Here is a 17,249-nt window from a genome sequence, read left to right as displayed (position 1 = left end):
TATTCATAGTTTTTTCATGTTTTTTAATTTTTTCTATTGACTTTTACTAGCTGGTCTTAATTTGCACTATGTATTAAAATAAGAAGTGGTACAATATCGTACCACCCTTTTGAGTTAACCTCTGATATAGACTATATATTTCATTTAATATTTACCAAAATCACCGAATCCACCAAAACTGAATAGTACTACTAGCAATAAAAAGAAAAATAATAATTCACTTCCTTCTCCGAAGCCTCCAAATCCACCAAGTCCTCCGAATAAACTTTTTACTTCACTCATTATATTCCCTCCTTTAAATTTTATATTTCACTATAATATATTCATAATTATTTCTAATGTTACTACTCAGTAGCTTTGTGCTATTTCACGCTCCTATCTATCTGAATATATCTTAATTAAATTTAATCTTTACTTTATTTAAATTGACGTATAGTAATTATATTTATTTCTTAATAGAGTGATTTCTTATTTAACCATATAAAATTTTATGAACAATTTATTTATTCTAGCATATTATGTACTAGCTCAAGAAAGGAGGGGTAAAGATTGACTAAGAAAGAAAAAATATGTGATGAATTTCAAACCCATGTTCATGAGTTTTTAGGAAGCACGATGTTAAGTGCTCCCGAGGACAGTCCAAACTTACTTCATAATCATAGATTTGCAGGAGTTACTGGTCCTGTGATTGAAAGACCAGGAGGACATGTTCATATCTTGAGTGTGAACTCTGATTTCTTCTTTAATCATTTCCATGAAATTGAAGTTGAAACTGGTCCCCCCATTCTAGTAAAAGATCAAAATGGTAATATTATAGGGCATGTTCATGGATTTACAGGGGTATCATCCTGTGTATTTTTCCATGATCATAATTTCAAAGGTTCCACACTTATTGAAAACCCTATAGCTATGGAGGAAAAAAAATTTTACGAATTTCCTAATCATAATTTCTAATCTAATCAGTATAGCATTCACTATGAAAGGAGGTTTATTTAATGTCCAATAACTTTGGATATATGTTTAACAGACTATTTTACGATGAATCTGTATTAAATGAATTAGAAAAATATTCATCACAATATGAAAATATATCTGATAGCGAACTTTATGTAGAAATAGAAAGAGTTCAAAAAGAAGTTCCAAATGAAATTAAAGCTCAACACATGAAAAACTTAGAATCACTATCTCAAATGAATATGTTTTCAGAAGGGAGTCATTCTTCTGATATTTCTCACCTAAGAAATTTAGTAGAAATAGATGAAAGTAATTCTTATCCATCATCTATAAGTAGAAGTCAATATGTGAGTGGTTCAAGCTTATTATTATGGTTTTTATTAGTGGTAGCACTTTGGAGAAGACCTTTCGGTAGAAGGGGATTTAGAAGAAAACGTGGTTTCGGTAGATATCCTTACTATTAATAATGATAAAAGTCCTAAGGTAATACCTTAGGACTTTTATCATTATTAATTATATAATCAAAACTCAGAATCTAACATCTTACCTAAATCTTTATATACATTACTCATCATCTTATTAAATTTATTTCCTGCTTTGATCATTTCACTTACCTCGGGATTACTTGATAACTCTTCAAATTTTCTATTTAATTCCATCATTTTTCTTTCCTTTTCTTTCGATGATCTCTTTGAATTTACTATTTCTATTTGTTTATCTTGAAGAGATTGAATTTCTCTACTCAAACTTTCATAGTTACTTAATTTATCCTTAGCTCTTTTTAATTCCTGGAATTCTCTAGTTGACTTAATTTCATAAACCAACATATTAATAGCTTTATTTATTGACATTATACTCCTCCTTGTAATTTTTCCTTTTATTCACTCACAATATTATATTCTTTCTAGAAGAAGACGTGATTTTAGAATACATACTTTTTACAAAAGCACTCTATCTTGTATTTTTTTGTATAAATATAGTTAATTAAGTGTCAATAGAATGTATTCTACATAAAATGTTAGTAGATAAAATAAGGAGGTGCCAATAGTGGAAAAGGATTACAATTGTAAAGAATATCCACGATATGCTATGATTCCAATGCAGACATGTGTAATGCAACCAACTCAATCAATGCATGCTATAAATGCTATGATGGCTATGAACCCTATGCACTCTATGAACCCTATGCATTCTATGTACTCAATGAATGCTATGTGTCCAATGAGATAATAACTCACAAAATCTAAATATGAGGTTCATGTTATGATGTATATAATATGAACCCTACACATATACAAGCAGACCATAAAATTATTGCCTCCTCTTATAATTTATATTACTTTTTTTTAATAACCCTTTCAATTGGCACTGATCTATATTTGATTCATTATACTTATCTTTCAATAATCTATATATTTTCTCAACCTCTTGATAAGAGCAATTATTTTTTAGTCTACATTTATTACAGTTCCAACATTCTAGTTCTCCATACTTTTTCAAAATCTCATCATTATTTTCTATATCACCTATGACACCTGCTATAATATTATTAGGATAGAAATTACTTAGGAATTCTATAATTTCTTCCCTTTTCTTATTATCTATACGACATCCTATATAGTCTCTAGCACATTTGTAATAGTTTTGCATCATATTATTGTACTGTTGATTTATAGGTATATATCTTAGCTTCTTCACGTAGTTATCAAAATGCAAATAAGCATTATTATAATCTCTTATTTTATAATATAACGCTCCCACAAAAAGATCTAAACTAGTATAGTACCATGGGAAAATATTTGAAGTAGGTAAATTTAAAAATTGCACTACTAATCCGTTACCATTATACTTTTTCAAATGTTTTATTATATTCTCGATATCCTCAAATTCTAAATTATTATGTTTTCGTATTAGACTCTTTACTTTTCTAAATTCTAAATATTTATCTAAGGATAATGTATCTACTACTTCTTCCACTTCACTAAATCCTGGTACAATAACATGATAACTAGGAAATCCCAAATAAGATACATCTCTGATGAATACTTCATAGTTTTCTTTATATAATATGTTAACCAAATATTCTAACATATCTCTATTAGTAGCCTCACCTACATCTTGTATACTTTCAAATGTATAACTTGGTTCTGTTTCAAAAAATTCTTTTGGATAGCGCCCAGAACCATTAACTAATATTCCCATCAAATTATCTGCATCATCTATATGATTCATATAAGAGAACTCAGTAATTCCCATCATGTTTTTCACATCTTGACCTTGTAATAGCTCAGTCAATGTTCTTTCTAAAGAAATTTCAAATTTAGGATGAGAACCAAATTTTACAAAATATGAATTATTATCTTTATTTATAAGTATGACACCTGTAACAGGATACCCTTTATCTAAGGAGCAATCCTTAATAATCACTTTAAAATTTCCACTTGATTCTATTTCAGAAATCATATTATCAAGTCTTGGATACTTGTTTATTTCATATCTAGGAATAGTAGGAGGGGTTATTCTATTATTAATTATCTCTTTATTAACTGCTCTTTCAAATATTTCAGATATCCCCTGAACTAAAGCCTCTTCCATTGAATTTCCAGCACACATACCATTAGACATATAAAGCTTAGAAATCATCTTTACTGGTATATGAGATATTTTATCATTATTAATATTCATGTATGGTAGAGTGACAAAATCTTTATCTGAATCTTCATCAGACATCATCTTCCAATGATTTAATAGATCTTTTTTACCTGAATATGTGTCTAATTTATCTATCTGATAAACTATCCAATCTTCATCACTTGCCAATATCTCGTCTATATCTACATATTCTTCATCTGGAGCATAATAAAAATCCCTATACTTCAAAGCTTCAGGACTAATATCTACTGAAAGTCTGAACTGTGCCTGATTCTGTAGTCGTTCTAGTAGTTCTGCATATCCACTAGCAAGAGCATATTCATAGCTAGTTCCCTTTCCATTAGTTTGTAAATTAGTATTGGGTATTTTAATTGTAACTGAATGAAATCCTTTAGCTGAGTTTTTCCAGTTTTCTTCTATCGTAAAAATTCCTGTATCATTTAATAGCCCACGTATTTTATTGATTGTGTTGGAAGGTATGTCATCTTTGAACTTTCTACTCTTGAAAGAATTAATAGTAATCACCTCACATAATTTAACTATACTATTTATTATTATTCATATAGCAATAAAAAGGTGAAATAAAAAAAAGACCTCCTTTGTAATGGTATATTGGGATACTACCATTGAATCAAAGTTGGTCCTTTTTTCATTGTATAAATTTTTCCATGTCAACCTATAATAACTTCTTTAATGTAACACTAGTACTTCTTGGATTCTTTTTTATAGGATATTAATATCCACAATGTCCTCCATAACCATAACTAAATAATACTACAAGTAATAAAAAGAAGAATAACAATTCAGAATTACATCCATCAAATATTCCTCCAATACCTCTTCTACCAGACATATATGTGCCTCCTTTTAATTTTATATATTAGCTTATCTAGTGTAAGCCTAATACCAATATATGCATTAATGAATTTAAATGTTCATATTTGATTCCTGTAAATATTTAGATTGTATTTAGTTTTTTAATTAAGAGGTTTCAAAGTAATAGTTATACTATCTGATTCAAAAAATAAACATTTATTAACTTCTAATATATTATCTTTCTCAAGTTTAATCTTGTAATTACTTTCATCTATTATAAAATCATAAGTATTTATAATGTCATAATCAGATGATAATATTTGAATAAGTGGTTTTTCTGCTTCTAATTAGTTCAATAAAAATTATCTTAGTTTCTACTTTTTATAATAACCCCATACAAATCAAACTCAATACAACAGAGATTAAAAACAAGATTTTCCATGAAACTTTAAACGATATAATAAAAATACCAATAGCAAACATAATTCCCAAAACCAATATAAGAGTCCATACATTCTATTCTCAATCTTTTTATTTATAAGCGCCAAATAAACCACACCTTTCATGAAGTTCATTATCGCAAGCAGAAGAGATCTTTTCTTTCTCTGGTATAGTATATTTCTATTGTATCTACTGAAAGCTCATCAAAGATTTTTTGTTCAATCCTTTTGACTTTCTTCACTTATAGGTAATTTCTTCAACGCTAGGCTCTTCCTTTTCATAACGTAACTCTTTTTCTGCCTCATTTAAAAATGATAATTGTTCTTGATCTGTTTTTTTACTGGATGACCAAATCGTTTTTGTTAACTTAAGCAAAATTATTCTTCATACCAATTTAAAATTGTTTCTTACTATCTTCATTACAGTAAAATGTAAATCCTAGGAAGGTGAATCAGTCACCACTTATAGAAGTGGGAGCTTCAAAAGAAAATGGTTCACAGTGTTATTTATGAATTAGAAGTTTTAGCTCCATGTATATTTCTAATATAAGATATCCGCTTTTCTCTCTCTTTTCCATCTTATTTTCATAGATATAGTATTAATAAGTATTAATGTAATATAAGATAAGCCTAGAAAATACTTTGGATACCTAATATCTGTCATAAAATGTATCAAATATCCTAAAAATATTGTGAAACTAAATAACGCTATAGGCAATTGAATACCTATTACAGTTATATAGCTTTTACCTATACTAGAAACCAACATGGATATCAAAGCTAGAACAAAAGCTAATATATAAATCCCTACTACTGTCAGAAATATATATTGAATAAATGTCAAATCATACCAAGAGATAATAGTACTATATATTGAATTTATATTGGAATTTAAAAACATAGATGTATTATTTAAAGAATATATAATAAAGAAAGATATGAGCTGTAAAGTTACTACTATAAAAGATGCCAAAATTCCTGCAATTATCTTCTTTTCAAATATTTTTCTTCCTATTTTAGACGTATACTGAATATAACTTATCTTATCCTTATTATCTATTAAATATATTGGAGTTATCATAAACATTAAACATAACAATATAGTTGCGACTACAGATTTTATTAGTGTATTGTAATTGTCAAATATTACGCTACTAAAGACAGAGGTCTCTAAACTCTTTTCCAATATTCCTTTGATTCTTAGTTCTTGCTTTTTATTTGATGCCACAATCATCATGCATTCTTCTTTATTTTCATAATCTCGTATAAGATCTTCCATACTTTGCAATTCCCAAAAAGCATCTATATTTTTTTCAAATAATACATCATCACAAATCCTACGAAGTTCCTTATTTTCTATATCTATACTATCAAATTCATCATAATTTGTTATACCTGCTTTTTTAAGATCCTCTCTAGATTTAATATACTTATCTGCTTCTTTCTTAACTTCTTGATATTTCCCTTTAAAATCTACAAATTCATCTTCCTTTCAGATATAAATTTGATTTTCATGCTACCATCTTCTTGTTTTTCTGATAGAAAGAAATACTCATTTCTAAAATTTAAAACTTGGTCAAAATCAAGTTTGGTTTCATAGACCTTCCCGTCAAGTATTTTACATATATTTTTCAAATTATCTTTGTGTAGGATTTTTTTATCTTTTATCATAATTATCTCATTGGCTATTGACTCTATATCCGAGACAATATGTGTAGAAAGAATAACTATCCTCTCTCTAGATAATTGTGTCAATAGATTTCTAAAGCGTACTCTTTCCTTTGGGTCTAATCCAGCTGTAGGTTCGTCTAATATGAGAATTTTAGGGTCATTGAGCATAGCTTGAGCTATACCAACTCTCTGAATCATTCCTCCTGAGAATTTCCTCATCTTTTTATTAGCTACATCTTCTAGACCAACTAACTTTAAAAGTCCCTCTATTTTCTTTTTTGTCTTATTTCTATCTATCCCTTTCAATACGGATATATAATGAAGGAATTTTCTAGGACTATAATTTTTATAATATCCAAATTCTTGAGGCAAATAACCTAATATATCTCTGTATTCATCTCCCTCGGCAAAAATATCTGTGCCATTATAGAGTATTTCTCCTTCATTTGGGAAAATCAAGGTAGTCAACATCTTAATTAAAGTAGTCTTACCTGCTCCATTTGGTGCCAATAAACCATATATACCATTTGTAAATTCAATATTTATATTTTCTAGAACTAAAAACCTACCATAGCTTTTACTTACATTATTCATTATCAACATTTAAATCATCCCCTCTCTATTTCTAAATATAATAAGTCTTTGAAGTCTTTTTATATATACATATAGAACCAATAGCTACTATAAGCGATATGTAAATGGAGATACTATTTAGTAATTGAATATAAAAATCTATTTTTAAAATATATAGGGTTAAATTGAACACTATCCAGCCTAAGATAATAAAATGCTTTATTAATCTAGATTTAATTCTAGTCATTGTAAATAAAAAGATTGTAGAAAACAGAAACAATGATGCTATTGAAATTATGAAAGCATTTAGATAATTTACATTTTCATAGAAATAGACAACTATATATACAAAGAAAAAATTAAAGAAAATACACATAATACTAAATACAAGCATTCTGAAAGCTGATATTTGATAAATATTATATTTACATGTCATTTCTATCTCATAAGTTTTATTCTGTTTTGCATTGATGAAGTTTAAAATACACATTGTTAGATATAATATGGGTGAAACTGTAAACAAATAAACATATATAGCTTCAATATTTTTCATAAAATATATACTATTACCTTTAATTGCTGAGAGTAGAATAGATGATACTAATAATATAGTAAAAATAATTTCTACACCGTCACGAAATAAATATCTAATTCCTATTTGCATGTACATATTTTTTAAATAATAATAAAATGATTCACTTTCTCTTACACCAAATTTTATAATATTTTCTATTTCAATCTTTATCTCCTCTTCATTTGGCATATCCACTTTCATGTTATCCCTCCTTAAAATACTCTCTTATCTTTCTAATCATTGAATAATACCTTGTCTTAACTGTAGACTCTGGTATTTCTAATACTTTTGATATCTCGAAAAAGGTATAGTCTGCAAAAATCTTTAATCTAAATATTTGCTGTGATGAAAAATTCAGATTATTTACTATACGAATTATATTTTCTACTGCAACCTCAAAATCTTCCTTAGCATATATGACAACATCATCAATAGGAACTTTTCCTCTATTATATTTATAATTTTCAGAACGATAGTAATCTACTAAACGATGAGTGGATATTCTGTATAGCCAAGTTCTGAAAGAAGCTTTCTTTTCATCATAGTTATCTATGGATTTTAATATACTTATAAAGATTTCATGAGTTAAATCCATAGATAATCCTTTATTCATAGTCTGCTTATATACATAGGCATATACTTCTTTATAATATATAGAAACAAGTTCATTAGCAGCATTCTTATCTGAATTCTTTTTAATTTTTTTATTAGTTTTTTATCCCTATCCATATTTCACCATCTATATTCATGTCTTAATATTATATATATCTATTATTATATTCGTAAAAAGTACATAAATAGTTTTAATTTATTTATATTTATTTCTATAATTTAAAAATCCATGTTATCAAAATTGGTTTAAACTGGCTAAACCTCAGTATTTATAAATAATTTAAATCTTCTACTAAATAAACTTTACTAAACAATAAAAAAAGCATAAGTTGACCAAATGGCCATCTTATGCTTCAGTTCACATTTATAAAATCAAGGCTTTTATATTATGGTGGAGGCGGTGGGAATCGAACCCACGTCCGAAAGCACTTCATATGGAGCTTCTCCCGAAACAGTTGTTGATTTGTATTCGTTTATTATATCTCCCAACAACAAGATACATAATAAACTATCTTCAATTATACTAACTTAAGGTCGAAGAAACCCTCAAGCAGGGCCCCGCTTAAAATGGCGCTTATTCTCTAATATGCGGGACTATTAGAGTAAGCGAGCTGCTTTTATTAGGCAGCTAATGCGTAATTATCGTTTGCGTTTACTTTAAGTTGCCACTTTTTAGGTTGTTTGGCGACAACCTCCGGCTACTCCATACTCCGTACCTCCGTCGAAGCCATTTCGCCCCCATATTAATAATTCTTAGGACTCATATGCTTTTGCATTCTTCTCTGGGCATCTCTCTTAGCAATATCTTGTCTCTTGTCATATAATTTCTTACCTTTTGATATAGCTATTTCCAATTTCACTAATCCATTCTTTAAATAAACATTTAAAGGTACAAGAGAATAACCTTGTTGAGAAGTATAACCAATAAGCTTCCTTATTTCTCTTTTATGCAAAAGAAGTTTTCTCTTTCTTAATGGATCTTTATTATAAATATTACCTTGCTCATAGGGACTTATATGCATACCATTAATATATGCTTCACCATTATCAATAGATGCAAAACTTTCTTTAATATTCACTTTTCCTTGTCTGATTGATTTAACTTCAGTACCAGTCAAGGCAATACCTGCTTCATATACTTCTTCAATAAAGTATTCATGTCTTGCTTTTCTATTTTTTGCAATAATTTTTACATTTTCTTTTGCCATAAACTCACCTACAAAGCTTTTTTAAAAGTCCACATTACATGATATCAGAATTTATTAAATTTGTCAATAATATTTTTAGAGTTTCCCACGATAATCGCATGAAAACTTATCTTAATTCCTTCAATTATCCCACCCATTAAATTCCCCCTTTAACATATGCTAATTACTAATCATTATTAACTAATAAAAAATCTATCTCTCTTTTAGCTATATTCGTATTTGCTACTTTAATTTTTACTACATCACCTATCCTATAAGTTTTCTTAGTTCTCTCTTCTACAAGACTATAATTTAATTCATCATAAATATAATATCCATCAGTTAATGTACTTACATGTACTAATCCTTCTATGGTATTATCTAATTCTACAAATAATCCAAATGAAGTTACTCCTGATATTATTCCTTCATATACTTCTCCTAATCTTTCACTCATATATTCAACCATTTTCAATTCATTTGTTTCTCTTTCAGCTCCATCTGCAATTCTTTCTGTTGCTGATGTTTGTTCAGCTATTTTAGGAAGTTTCTTCTCTAATTTTACTAACTTGGTATCATTTATCTCATTATTTATAAACCATTTTATTATTCGATGAATCATCAAATCAGAATATCTTCTAATCGGTGAAGTAAAATGAGTATAATATTTAGCTGCTAATCCAAAATGTCCTTTCTTATGTGTACTATATTCAGCTTTCTTTAATGATCTTAACATTATCGTATTTATTATAGTCTCTTCTTTTTTACCTTCTATTTTTTCTAAAAGACTTTGAAGCTCTTTTGGGTGTAAATCATCTTCTGTTTTAAGCTCATAACCAAAATTATATATAAACTTCTTGAATTCCTCTATTTTCTCGTCATCAGGATCTTCATGGGTTCTATATATAAATGGTGTCTCAGTATGATACATATATTCGGCTACAGTTTCATTACATACTAACATAAATTCTTCTATCAATCTATTAGAAATTCTTCTTTCATATTTTTTTACATCTATAGCTTTACCTTCCTCATTTAATATTACTTTAGCTTCATCAAAATCAAAATCAATACTCCCTCTTCTTTCTCGTCTATCTCTAAGAATCTTACTTAATTCAGACATTATCTTAAAATCATCTATAAATTCACTATATTTTTCCATCAATTCTTTATTTTCATTCTCTAATATATCTGATACATCCTTATATGTCATACGAGCCTTACTCTCTATAACTGATTCACGTATTTTACTTTCCTTTACGTTTCCATTGTTATCAATTATCATCAATACACTTAAAGTCAATCTCGGTACATGTGGATTTAAACTACACATTCCATTAGATAATCTTTTAGGTAACATTGGTATTACTCGATCTACTAAATATACACTATTTCCTCTTTTTAAAGCTTCCTTATCTAATTCTAAATTTTCCTTTACATAATGAGTAACATCTGCTATATGTACCCCTAACTTATAATTTCCATTACTTAATTTCTCAATAGATACTCCATCGTCTAAATCTTTTGCATCTGCTCCATCTATTGTGATAATAGTTTCTTCTCTTAAATCCAATCTTCTATTAATTTCTGATTCAGGTATTTCTTCTCTAATATTTTCTGCTTCTTGAATAACTTCCTTTGGAAAACTTTCATTTAAATTATATTTTCTAACTATGGATAATATATCTGTTCCCACATCGTGTACATTACCTAATATTTCTATAATAGTTCCCTCAGGACTCCTACGCTTTTCTGGCCATTTACTTATTTCTACTACTACTTTATCATCATGCTTCGCACCATTACTTTGACTTTTTGGAACAAATATATCCATACTCATCTTTTCATCATCAGGAACAACAAATCCAAAATTCTTACTTTTTTCATATGTACCTACAATCTTTTTATTTCCCCGTTCAATTATTCTAATTACTTCTCCTTCAGGTTTCTTATTATCAGATCCTATTTTATTTAATCTAACTAAAACCTTATCATTATGCAAAGCCCCATTCATATCATTAGGAGAAATAAATACATCTCTAAATTCATTATTTTCTGGTATAAGAAACCCAAAACCTTTAGCATTACCTTGTATTTTTCCAAGTACTAGATTCATTTTTTCTGGTACACCATAATTTTCTTCTCGTGTTCTAACTATATGTCCTTCCTTTTCCATTTCATCTAACACTTTATAGAAATCTTTCAACTGACCTTTATCAATATCAAATATATCTGCCAATTCATTTTTATTCATTGGTTTATATGCTTGTTCTTTCATAAATTCTACTAATTTTTCCTTACTATTCATTGTATCCCTCCAAATTACTTACTCTATTAATATATTTACCCTTTCTTCGATATTTTATTTACTATTTTATATTAAGTATAATTATAAATATATCAAACTAAATATTAAAGGAACCATCATATTCTGATCGTCCCTTTAAAAATTTGATATCTATATAAATAATGGTGCGAATACTAATGCAACAATAGTCATAAGTTTTATAAGTATATTAATTGAAGGTCCAGAAGTATCTTTAAATGGATCTCCTACTGTATCTCCAACAACAGCTGCTTTATGAGCTTCACTACCTTTTCCTCCATGATTTCCTTCTTCAATATACTTTTTAGCATTATCCCATGCACCACCAGAATTAGCCATGAATATTGCCATAAGAACTCCAGTAACTAAGGCTCCTGCCAATAATCCTCCTAATGCTTCTTTACCAAGAATAATACCAGTAGCTAATGGTGCTAAAACTGCTAAAACACCAGGAATAATCATTTCCTTAAGAGCTGCTGATGTACTTATATCAACACATTTTCTATATTCTGGTTTAGCTTTTCCTTCCATAAGTCCAGGAATTGCTTTAAATTGTCTTCTAACTTCTTCTATCATACTAAATGCTGCTTTCCCTACTGCCTTCATTGTTATAGCAGAGAACAAGAATGGTAACATACCACCTATAAGAAGTCCTACTATTACTGTAGGCTCAGTAAGATTTATTAATTCTAAATCAACTGCTTTTGTATAAGATGCAAATAGTGCTAATGATGTCAATGCAGCTGACCCAATGGCAAATCCTTTACCAATAGCTGCTGTAGTATTTCCCACAGCATCTAACTTATCAGTTATTTCTCTAACTCCACTAGGAAGTTCACACATTTCTGCAATACCTCCTGCATTATCAGCAATAGGTCCATAAGCATCTACAGCTACAGTCATACCAGCAGTAGAAAGCATACCTACAGCCGCTAAAGCAATACCATATAATCCTGCTACATTGTATGCTAATAATATACCTATAGCAATAACTAATATAGGAAATGCAGTAGATTGCATACCTACAGATAATCCACTAATTATATTAGTAGATGATCCTGTTTCAGATTCATCAGCTATTCTTTTTACTGGACCATGTTCTGTAGATGTATAATACTCAGTAATTTTAGCTACTATAAGCCCAACTAATAATCCTATTACTATTGCTTTAAAAGGTGACAGTGAGTCTAATAATGTTCTACTTAAGAAAAATGCAACTACTACTGTTATAACACTACTTATAGCAGTACCCATATTTAATGACTTTTGTGGATCTGAATTTTCATTCGCTCTTACAAAAAATGTTCCTATAATAGAGGCAATGATACCTGTTGCTGCTAAAACAAGTGGAAAAACTGCTGCATTTAATGCCATATCAAAATTATCAGCATAAGCTACAAGTCCTAATGTAATTGCTGATATGATTGACCCAACATATGATTCAAATAAGTCAGCTCCCATACCAGCTACGTCTCCAACATTATCTCCAACATTATCTGCTATAACAGCTGGATTTCTTGGATCATCTTCTGGTATTCCCGCTTCAACTTTACCTACAAGGTCAGCACCTACATCAGCTGCTTTAGTATATATACCTCCGCCTACACGTCCAAATAAAGCTATTGATGATGCTCCTAGCCCAAATCCAGTTATATAACTAGCTGCTTGTTGAGCTTGCTCTAATCCTTCTGCATTATTGGAAAATAAGTAATATAATGTTCCTACTCCTAATAATCCTAATCCTACCACTGACATTCCCATTACTGCTCCTCCTGAGAATGCTACACTTAAGGCTTTATTCATTCCATTTTCTTTTGCTGCATTCGCTGTTCTAACATTAGCTTTAGTAGCAACTCTCATACCAAAAAAACCAGCTAATGCTGAGAATATAGCTCCTACTATAAATGATATAGCTGTTTGTATATCTATAGCTATCGTTAAAATTATGAAAAGTACTATTACAAATATCGACAAAGATTTGTACTCTCTTGAAAGAAATGCCATAGCTCCTTCTTGTATATGAGAAGCAATTTCCTTCATTCTTTCGTTACCTACATCTACTCTATTTATTGTATTTGTTTTATATAGAGCAAATAATAAGGCCAATATACCAACTATTGGTGCTAAGTATATTAGATTCAATTTAACAGCCTCCTTTTTTATTCAATTTTTTATCTATTGTACTGCAACCAATATTAATGATGATAGTATAAAAGTAATAGCTGAAATAGTAGTTATTCTACTAAGTATAGCTTCATAACCTCTACCTTTCTTTTTCCCCCAAACATTTTCTGCGCCACCTGCTATACTACCTGATAAACCTGCACTTTTTCCTGATTGCAATAAGATACTTACTATTAACATTATACTTGCTATTATCAATAATACTGTAAATACGATTGCTACTGTACTCACATTCCCACCTCCTACTATACGATTAACAAACCTATTTTAACACAAGCATAGCATAAAATCAATAAGATATTCACAGGTAAAATAAATAATAAGGACATATGTCCTTATTATTTATCAAATTTAGAATATTAATATTTTATCCTAAGGTTCATATTATTAAACTAATTAAATAAATCTATTTTAAATTATAAAATACTTCAATTCCATCATATCTTGCAGTTGAAGATAAATAATCTTCTAATCTTAATAGCTGATTATATTTAGATACTCTATCTGATCTAGAAGGTGCACCAGTCTTAATTTGTCCTGCATTAGTAGCAACCACTAAATCTGCAATGGTATTATCTGACGTCTCTCCTGATCTATGAGAAATCACAGCAGTATATCCTGCTCTTTTTGCCATTTCTATAGCATCTAATGTTTCTGTAATAGTACCTATTTGATTTAATTTAATTAATATTGAGTTAGCTGCTCCTTTTTCTATACCCTTTGATAATCTTTCGGTATTAGTAACAAATAAATCATCACCAACTATCTGAATTTTGTTACCTAATTTTTCAGTCATAATTTTCCAGCCTTCCCAATCTTCTTCATCAAGGCCATCTTCAATTGAGATTATTGGATATTTATCTACTAATTCACTATAAAAATTAATCATTTCTTCAGAAGTTAATTTCTTACCCTCTGCTGCTAAATTATATGTTTTACTTTCCTTATCATATATTTCCGTAGCAGCCACATCTAATGCTAAACGTACTTCTTCATAGGGTTTATATCCTGCTTTCTCTATAGCTTCAACTATAGTAGATAGTGCTTCTTCATTTGATGATAAATTTGGTGCAAATCCACCTTCATCTCCTACCGCAGTATTAAGTCCTTTTTCCTTTAATACTTTTTTAAGACTATGGAATATCTCAGAACCCATTCTTAATCCTTCTTTAAAAGATTCAGCCCCTACTGGCATTACCATAAATTCTTGAATGTCTACATTATTATCTGCATGTTCTCCACCATTTAATATATTCATCATAGGTACTGGTAAAGTTTTACCATTAACTCCACCAAGATATTGATATAATTCTAACCCTAATGTATCTGCCGCCGCTCTTGCAACTGCCATAGAAACACCTAATATTGCATTAGCTCCTAATTTTCCTTTATTATCGGTACCATCTAACTCTATCATTGTCATATCTATTCCAACTTGATCTGTAATATCAAATCCAATAAGCTCAGGAGCTATAATTTCATTCACATTTTCAACCGCTTGACTAACTCCTTTACCTAAATATCTATCCTTTTCTCCATCTCTTAATTCTACTGCTTCAAAAGCTCCTGTTGATGCACCTGAAGGTACAGCTGCCCTACCAAAAGCTCCATTTTCAGTCCTAACTTCTACTTCTACTGTTGGATTCCCTCTTGAATCAAGAATTTCTCTTCCATAAATATCAATAATCATGTCCATATTATTTTCCTCCTCAAAATTTAATTTATTTTTTTAATATAAGTGATTTCCCTGTCATTTCCTGGGGAATACTCTCTCCCATCATATCTAATATTGTAGGAGAAATATCAGCCAAAATTCCTTTTCTTAATTCAACATTTTCTTCTCCGATAACTATACATGGAACTTCATTTGTTGTATGAGCTGTCAATTTATCTCCAGTTTCAAGATTTCTCATTTCCTCTGAATTTCCATGATCTGCTGTTATAAGAACCTTTCCATTCTGTCTTTCAATTTCATCTACAACTTCTCCTAGACACTCATCCACAGATTCTAAAGCCTTTATAGTTGCTTCTATATCTCCTGTATGTCCTACCATATCAGGATTAGCAAAATTTAAGATTAAAAGATTATAATTTTCTTCCTTTAATTTTTTAATAACTTTATCTTTAACTTCATATACACTCATTTCAGGCTGAAGATCATAAGTTGCTACCTTAGGAGATGGTATTAATACTCTATCTTCTCCTGGATTAGCTTGTTCTACACCACCATTGAAAAAAAACGTTACATGAGCATATTTTTCTGTTTCAGCAATTCTTAATTGTCTCATACCTTTACTACTTATATACTCACCTAATGTATTTTTATATGATTGTGGTTTAAATGCAATCTTAATATTTTCAATAGTTTTATCATATTGAGTCATTGTTATATATTCTGTCTTTACTTTCTTCCTTCTATTAAATCCTTCAAATTCTTCATCTACTATTGCTCTAGTTATCTGTCTTGCTCTATCTGGACGAAAATTATAAAAAATAATTGAATCATTGTCATCTATCATTGTAATAGGTTTATCATTTTCTTTTATAACTGTAGGTAATACAAATTCATCTGATAAATCATTCTCATAAGAACTTTTTATAGCCAATTCTGCTGATTTTGCTTCCAAACCTTCACCTAATAACATAGCATTATATGCTTTTTCAGTTCTTTCCCATCTTTTATCTCTATCCATTGCATAATATCTTCCTGAAATAGTAGCTATTTTCCCTACTCCTATCTCCTGAATTTTTTCCTCTAATTCTTCTATATCTTTTAATGCACTCTTAGGAGGTACATCTCTTCCATCTAGAAAACAATGAATATATACATTAAAAAAGTCTTTTTTCTTTGCTAACTTCAATAATGCATAAAGATGAGAACTATGACTATGAACTCCTCCATGAGAAAATAAACCTAATAAATGTAATTTTTTATTATTTTTTTTCGCTTTATCTATAGCATTGTTGAATTCAGATATATCATAAAAAGAATTATCTTCTATTGATTTATTTATTCTTGTCAATTCCTGATATACAATTCTTCCTGCACCAATATTTAAATGACCAACTTCAGAATTACCCATTTGTCCTTTTGGTAATCCCACTGCTTCACCACTAGCTGTTAATTTAGTGTTAGGATACTTTTTTATAAACGAATCAAAATTTGGAGTATTAGCTAATTTAGTGGCATTTCCTTCATAATCTTTACCTATTCCCCATCCATCTAATATAATTATTGCAGCTAATTTTTTTGACATACT

General features: G+C 29.1%; 17 protein-coding genes and 1 other RNA gene. 3 read left to right on the top strand and 15 right to left on the bottom strand.

All coding sequences use genetic code 11. The annotated features are described in order from the left end of the window. Window positions 1-144: 144 nt before the first annotated feature. Entirely contained in the window at window positions 145-282 is a 138-nt protein-coding gene (locus GOQ29_RS13485) for a hypothetical protein (protein ID WP_203373193.1), read from the bottom strand. Between the two features lie 267 nt (window positions 283-549). Between GOQ29_RS13485 and GOQ29_RS13480 the strand changes: the two genes are divergently transcribed. Next, window positions 550-954 (top strand): YmaF family protein, encoded by a 405-nt coding sequence (locus GOQ29_RS13480; protein WP_286672885.1) that lies wholly within the window; start codon window positions 550-552, stop codon window positions 952-954. Window positions 955-995: 41 nt separating this feature from the next. Then, window positions 996-1,418, top strand: coding sequence for a hypothetical protein (locus tag GOQ29_RS13475; RefSeq protein WP_203373183.1), 423 nt, complete (start codon window positions 996-998; stop codon window positions 1,416-1,418). Between the two features lie 57 nt (window positions 1,419-1,475). Here the strand turns inward: GOQ29_RS13475 and GOQ29_RS13470 are convergent, their stop codons facing one another. Continuing rightward, window positions 1,476-1,805, bottom strand: a complete 330-nt coding sequence (locus GOQ29_RS13470) for a YlbF/YmcA family competence regulator (RefSeq protein WP_203373182.1) — start codon at window positions 1,803-1,805, stop codon at window positions 1,476-1,478. 196 nt (window positions 1,806-2,001) lie between these two features. On the opposite strand from GOQ29_RS13470, the gene GOQ29_RS13465 reads away from it, so the two are divergent. After that, window positions 2,002-2,184 carry a hypothetical protein gene (locus GOQ29_RS13465; protein WP_203373181.1) on the top strand — a complete coding sequence of 61 codons (183 nt, stop codon included), beginning with the start codon at window positions 2,002-2,004 and terminating at the stop codon, window positions 2,182-2,184. A gap of 81 nt (window positions 2,185-2,265) precedes the next feature. Here GOQ29_RS13465 and GOQ29_RS13460 read toward each other — a convergent pair whose 3' ends face one another. The 13 genes from GOQ29_RS13460 to gpmI all read right to left on the bottom strand — a co-directional run bounded on the left by GOQ29_RS13460 (window position 2,266) and on the right by gpmI (window position 17,246). Continuing rightward, window positions 2,266-4,131: a YcaO-like family protein gene (locus GOQ29_RS13460; protein WP_203373180.1), complete on the bottom strand. Its 1,866-nt coding sequence runs from the start codon at window positions 4,129-4,131 to the stop codon at window positions 2,266-2,268. A 969-nt stretch (window positions 4,132-5,100) separates the two neighbouring features. Continuing rightward, window positions 5,101-5,238 (bottom strand): hypothetical protein, encoded by a 138-nt coding sequence (locus GOQ29_RS13455; RefSeq protein ID WP_203373179.1) that lies wholly within the window; start codon window positions 5,236-5,238, stop codon window positions 5,101-5,103. Between the two features lie 165 nt (window positions 5,239-5,403). After that, entirely contained in the window at window positions 5,404-6,141 is a 738-nt protein-coding gene (locus GOQ29_RS13450; protein ID WP_203373178.1) for a hypothetical protein, read from the bottom strand. 194 nt (window positions 6,142-6,335) lie between these two features. After that, window positions 6,336-7,136 carry an ABC transporter ATP-binding protein gene (locus GOQ29_RS13445; protein ID WP_203373177.1) on the bottom strand — a complete coding sequence of 267 codons (801 nt, stop codon included), beginning with the start codon at window positions 7,134-7,136 and terminating at the stop codon, window positions 6,336-6,338. Window positions 7,137-7,158: 22 nt separating this feature from the next. Then, window positions 7,159-7,881 carry a hypothetical protein gene (locus GOQ29_RS13440; protein ID WP_203373176.1) on the bottom strand — a complete coding sequence of 241 codons (723 nt, stop codon included), beginning with the start codon at window positions 7,879-7,881 and terminating at the stop codon, window positions 7,159-7,161. 1 nt (window position 7,882) lies between these two features. Beyond that, window positions 7,883-8,380 (bottom strand): RNA polymerase sigma factor, encoded by a 498-nt coding sequence (locus GOQ29_RS13435; RefSeq protein ID WP_203373191.1) that lies wholly within the window; start codon window positions 8,378-8,380, stop codon window positions 7,883-7,885. 301 nt (window positions 8,381-8,681) lie between these two features. Then, window positions 8,682-9,032, bottom strand: a transfer-messenger RNA (tmRNA) gene (gene ssrA / locus GOQ29_RS13430). Window positions 9,033-9,035: 3 nt separating this feature from the next. Continuing rightward, window positions 9,036-9,500, bottom strand: a complete 465-nt coding sequence (smpB, locus tag GOQ29_RS13425; RefSeq protein ID WP_203373175.1) for an SsrA-binding protein SmpB — start codon at window positions 9,498-9,500, stop codon at window positions 9,036-9,038. Between the two features lie 166 nt (window positions 9,501-9,666). Then, complete coding sequence (gene rnr / locus GOQ29_RS13420; RefSeq protein WP_203373174.1) at window positions 9,667-11,787, bottom strand: ribonuclease R; 2,121 nt, start codon at window positions 11,785-11,787, stop codon at window positions 9,667-9,669. Window positions 11,788-11,937: 150 nt separating this feature from the next. Then, entirely contained in the window at window positions 11,938-13,947 is a 2,010-nt protein-coding gene (locus GOQ29_RS13415; protein ID WP_203373173.1) for a sodium-translocating pyrophosphatase, read from the bottom strand. A gap of 33 nt (window positions 13,948-13,980) precedes the next feature. Then, on the bottom strand, window positions 13,981-14,220 hold the full coding sequence (gene secG / locus GOQ29_RS13410) for a preprotein translocase subunit SecG (RefSeq protein ID WP_350446031.1): 240 nt from the start codon (window positions 14,218-14,220) through the stop codon (window positions 13,981-13,983). Between the two features lie 175 nt (window positions 14,221-14,395). Continuing rightward, window positions 14,396-15,685 carry a phosphopyruvate hydratase gene (gene eno / locus GOQ29_RS13405; RefSeq protein WP_203373172.1) on the bottom strand — a complete coding sequence of 430 codons (1,290 nt, stop codon included), beginning with the start codon at window positions 15,683-15,685 and terminating at the stop codon, window positions 14,396-14,398. Window positions 15,686-15,710: 25 nt separating this feature from the next. Further along, entirely contained in the window at window positions 15,711-17,246 is a 1,536-nt protein-coding gene (gene gpmI, locus GOQ29_RS13400) for a 2,3-bisphosphoglycerate-independent phosphoglycerate mutase (RefSeq protein ID WP_203373171.1), read from the bottom strand. Between the last annotated feature and the right edge of the window lie 3 nt (window positions 17,247-17,249).

Origin of the sequence: Anaeromonas gelatinilytica, from assembly GCF_016820635.1 — a bacterium.
Classification (GTDB): domain Bacteria; phylum Bacillota; class Clostridia; order Tissierellales; family SIT17; genus Anaeromonas; species Anaeromonas gelatinilytica.
Note: the sequence above shows the minus strand (reverse complement) of the source record. Positions and strands in the feature narration are given on the sequence as shown.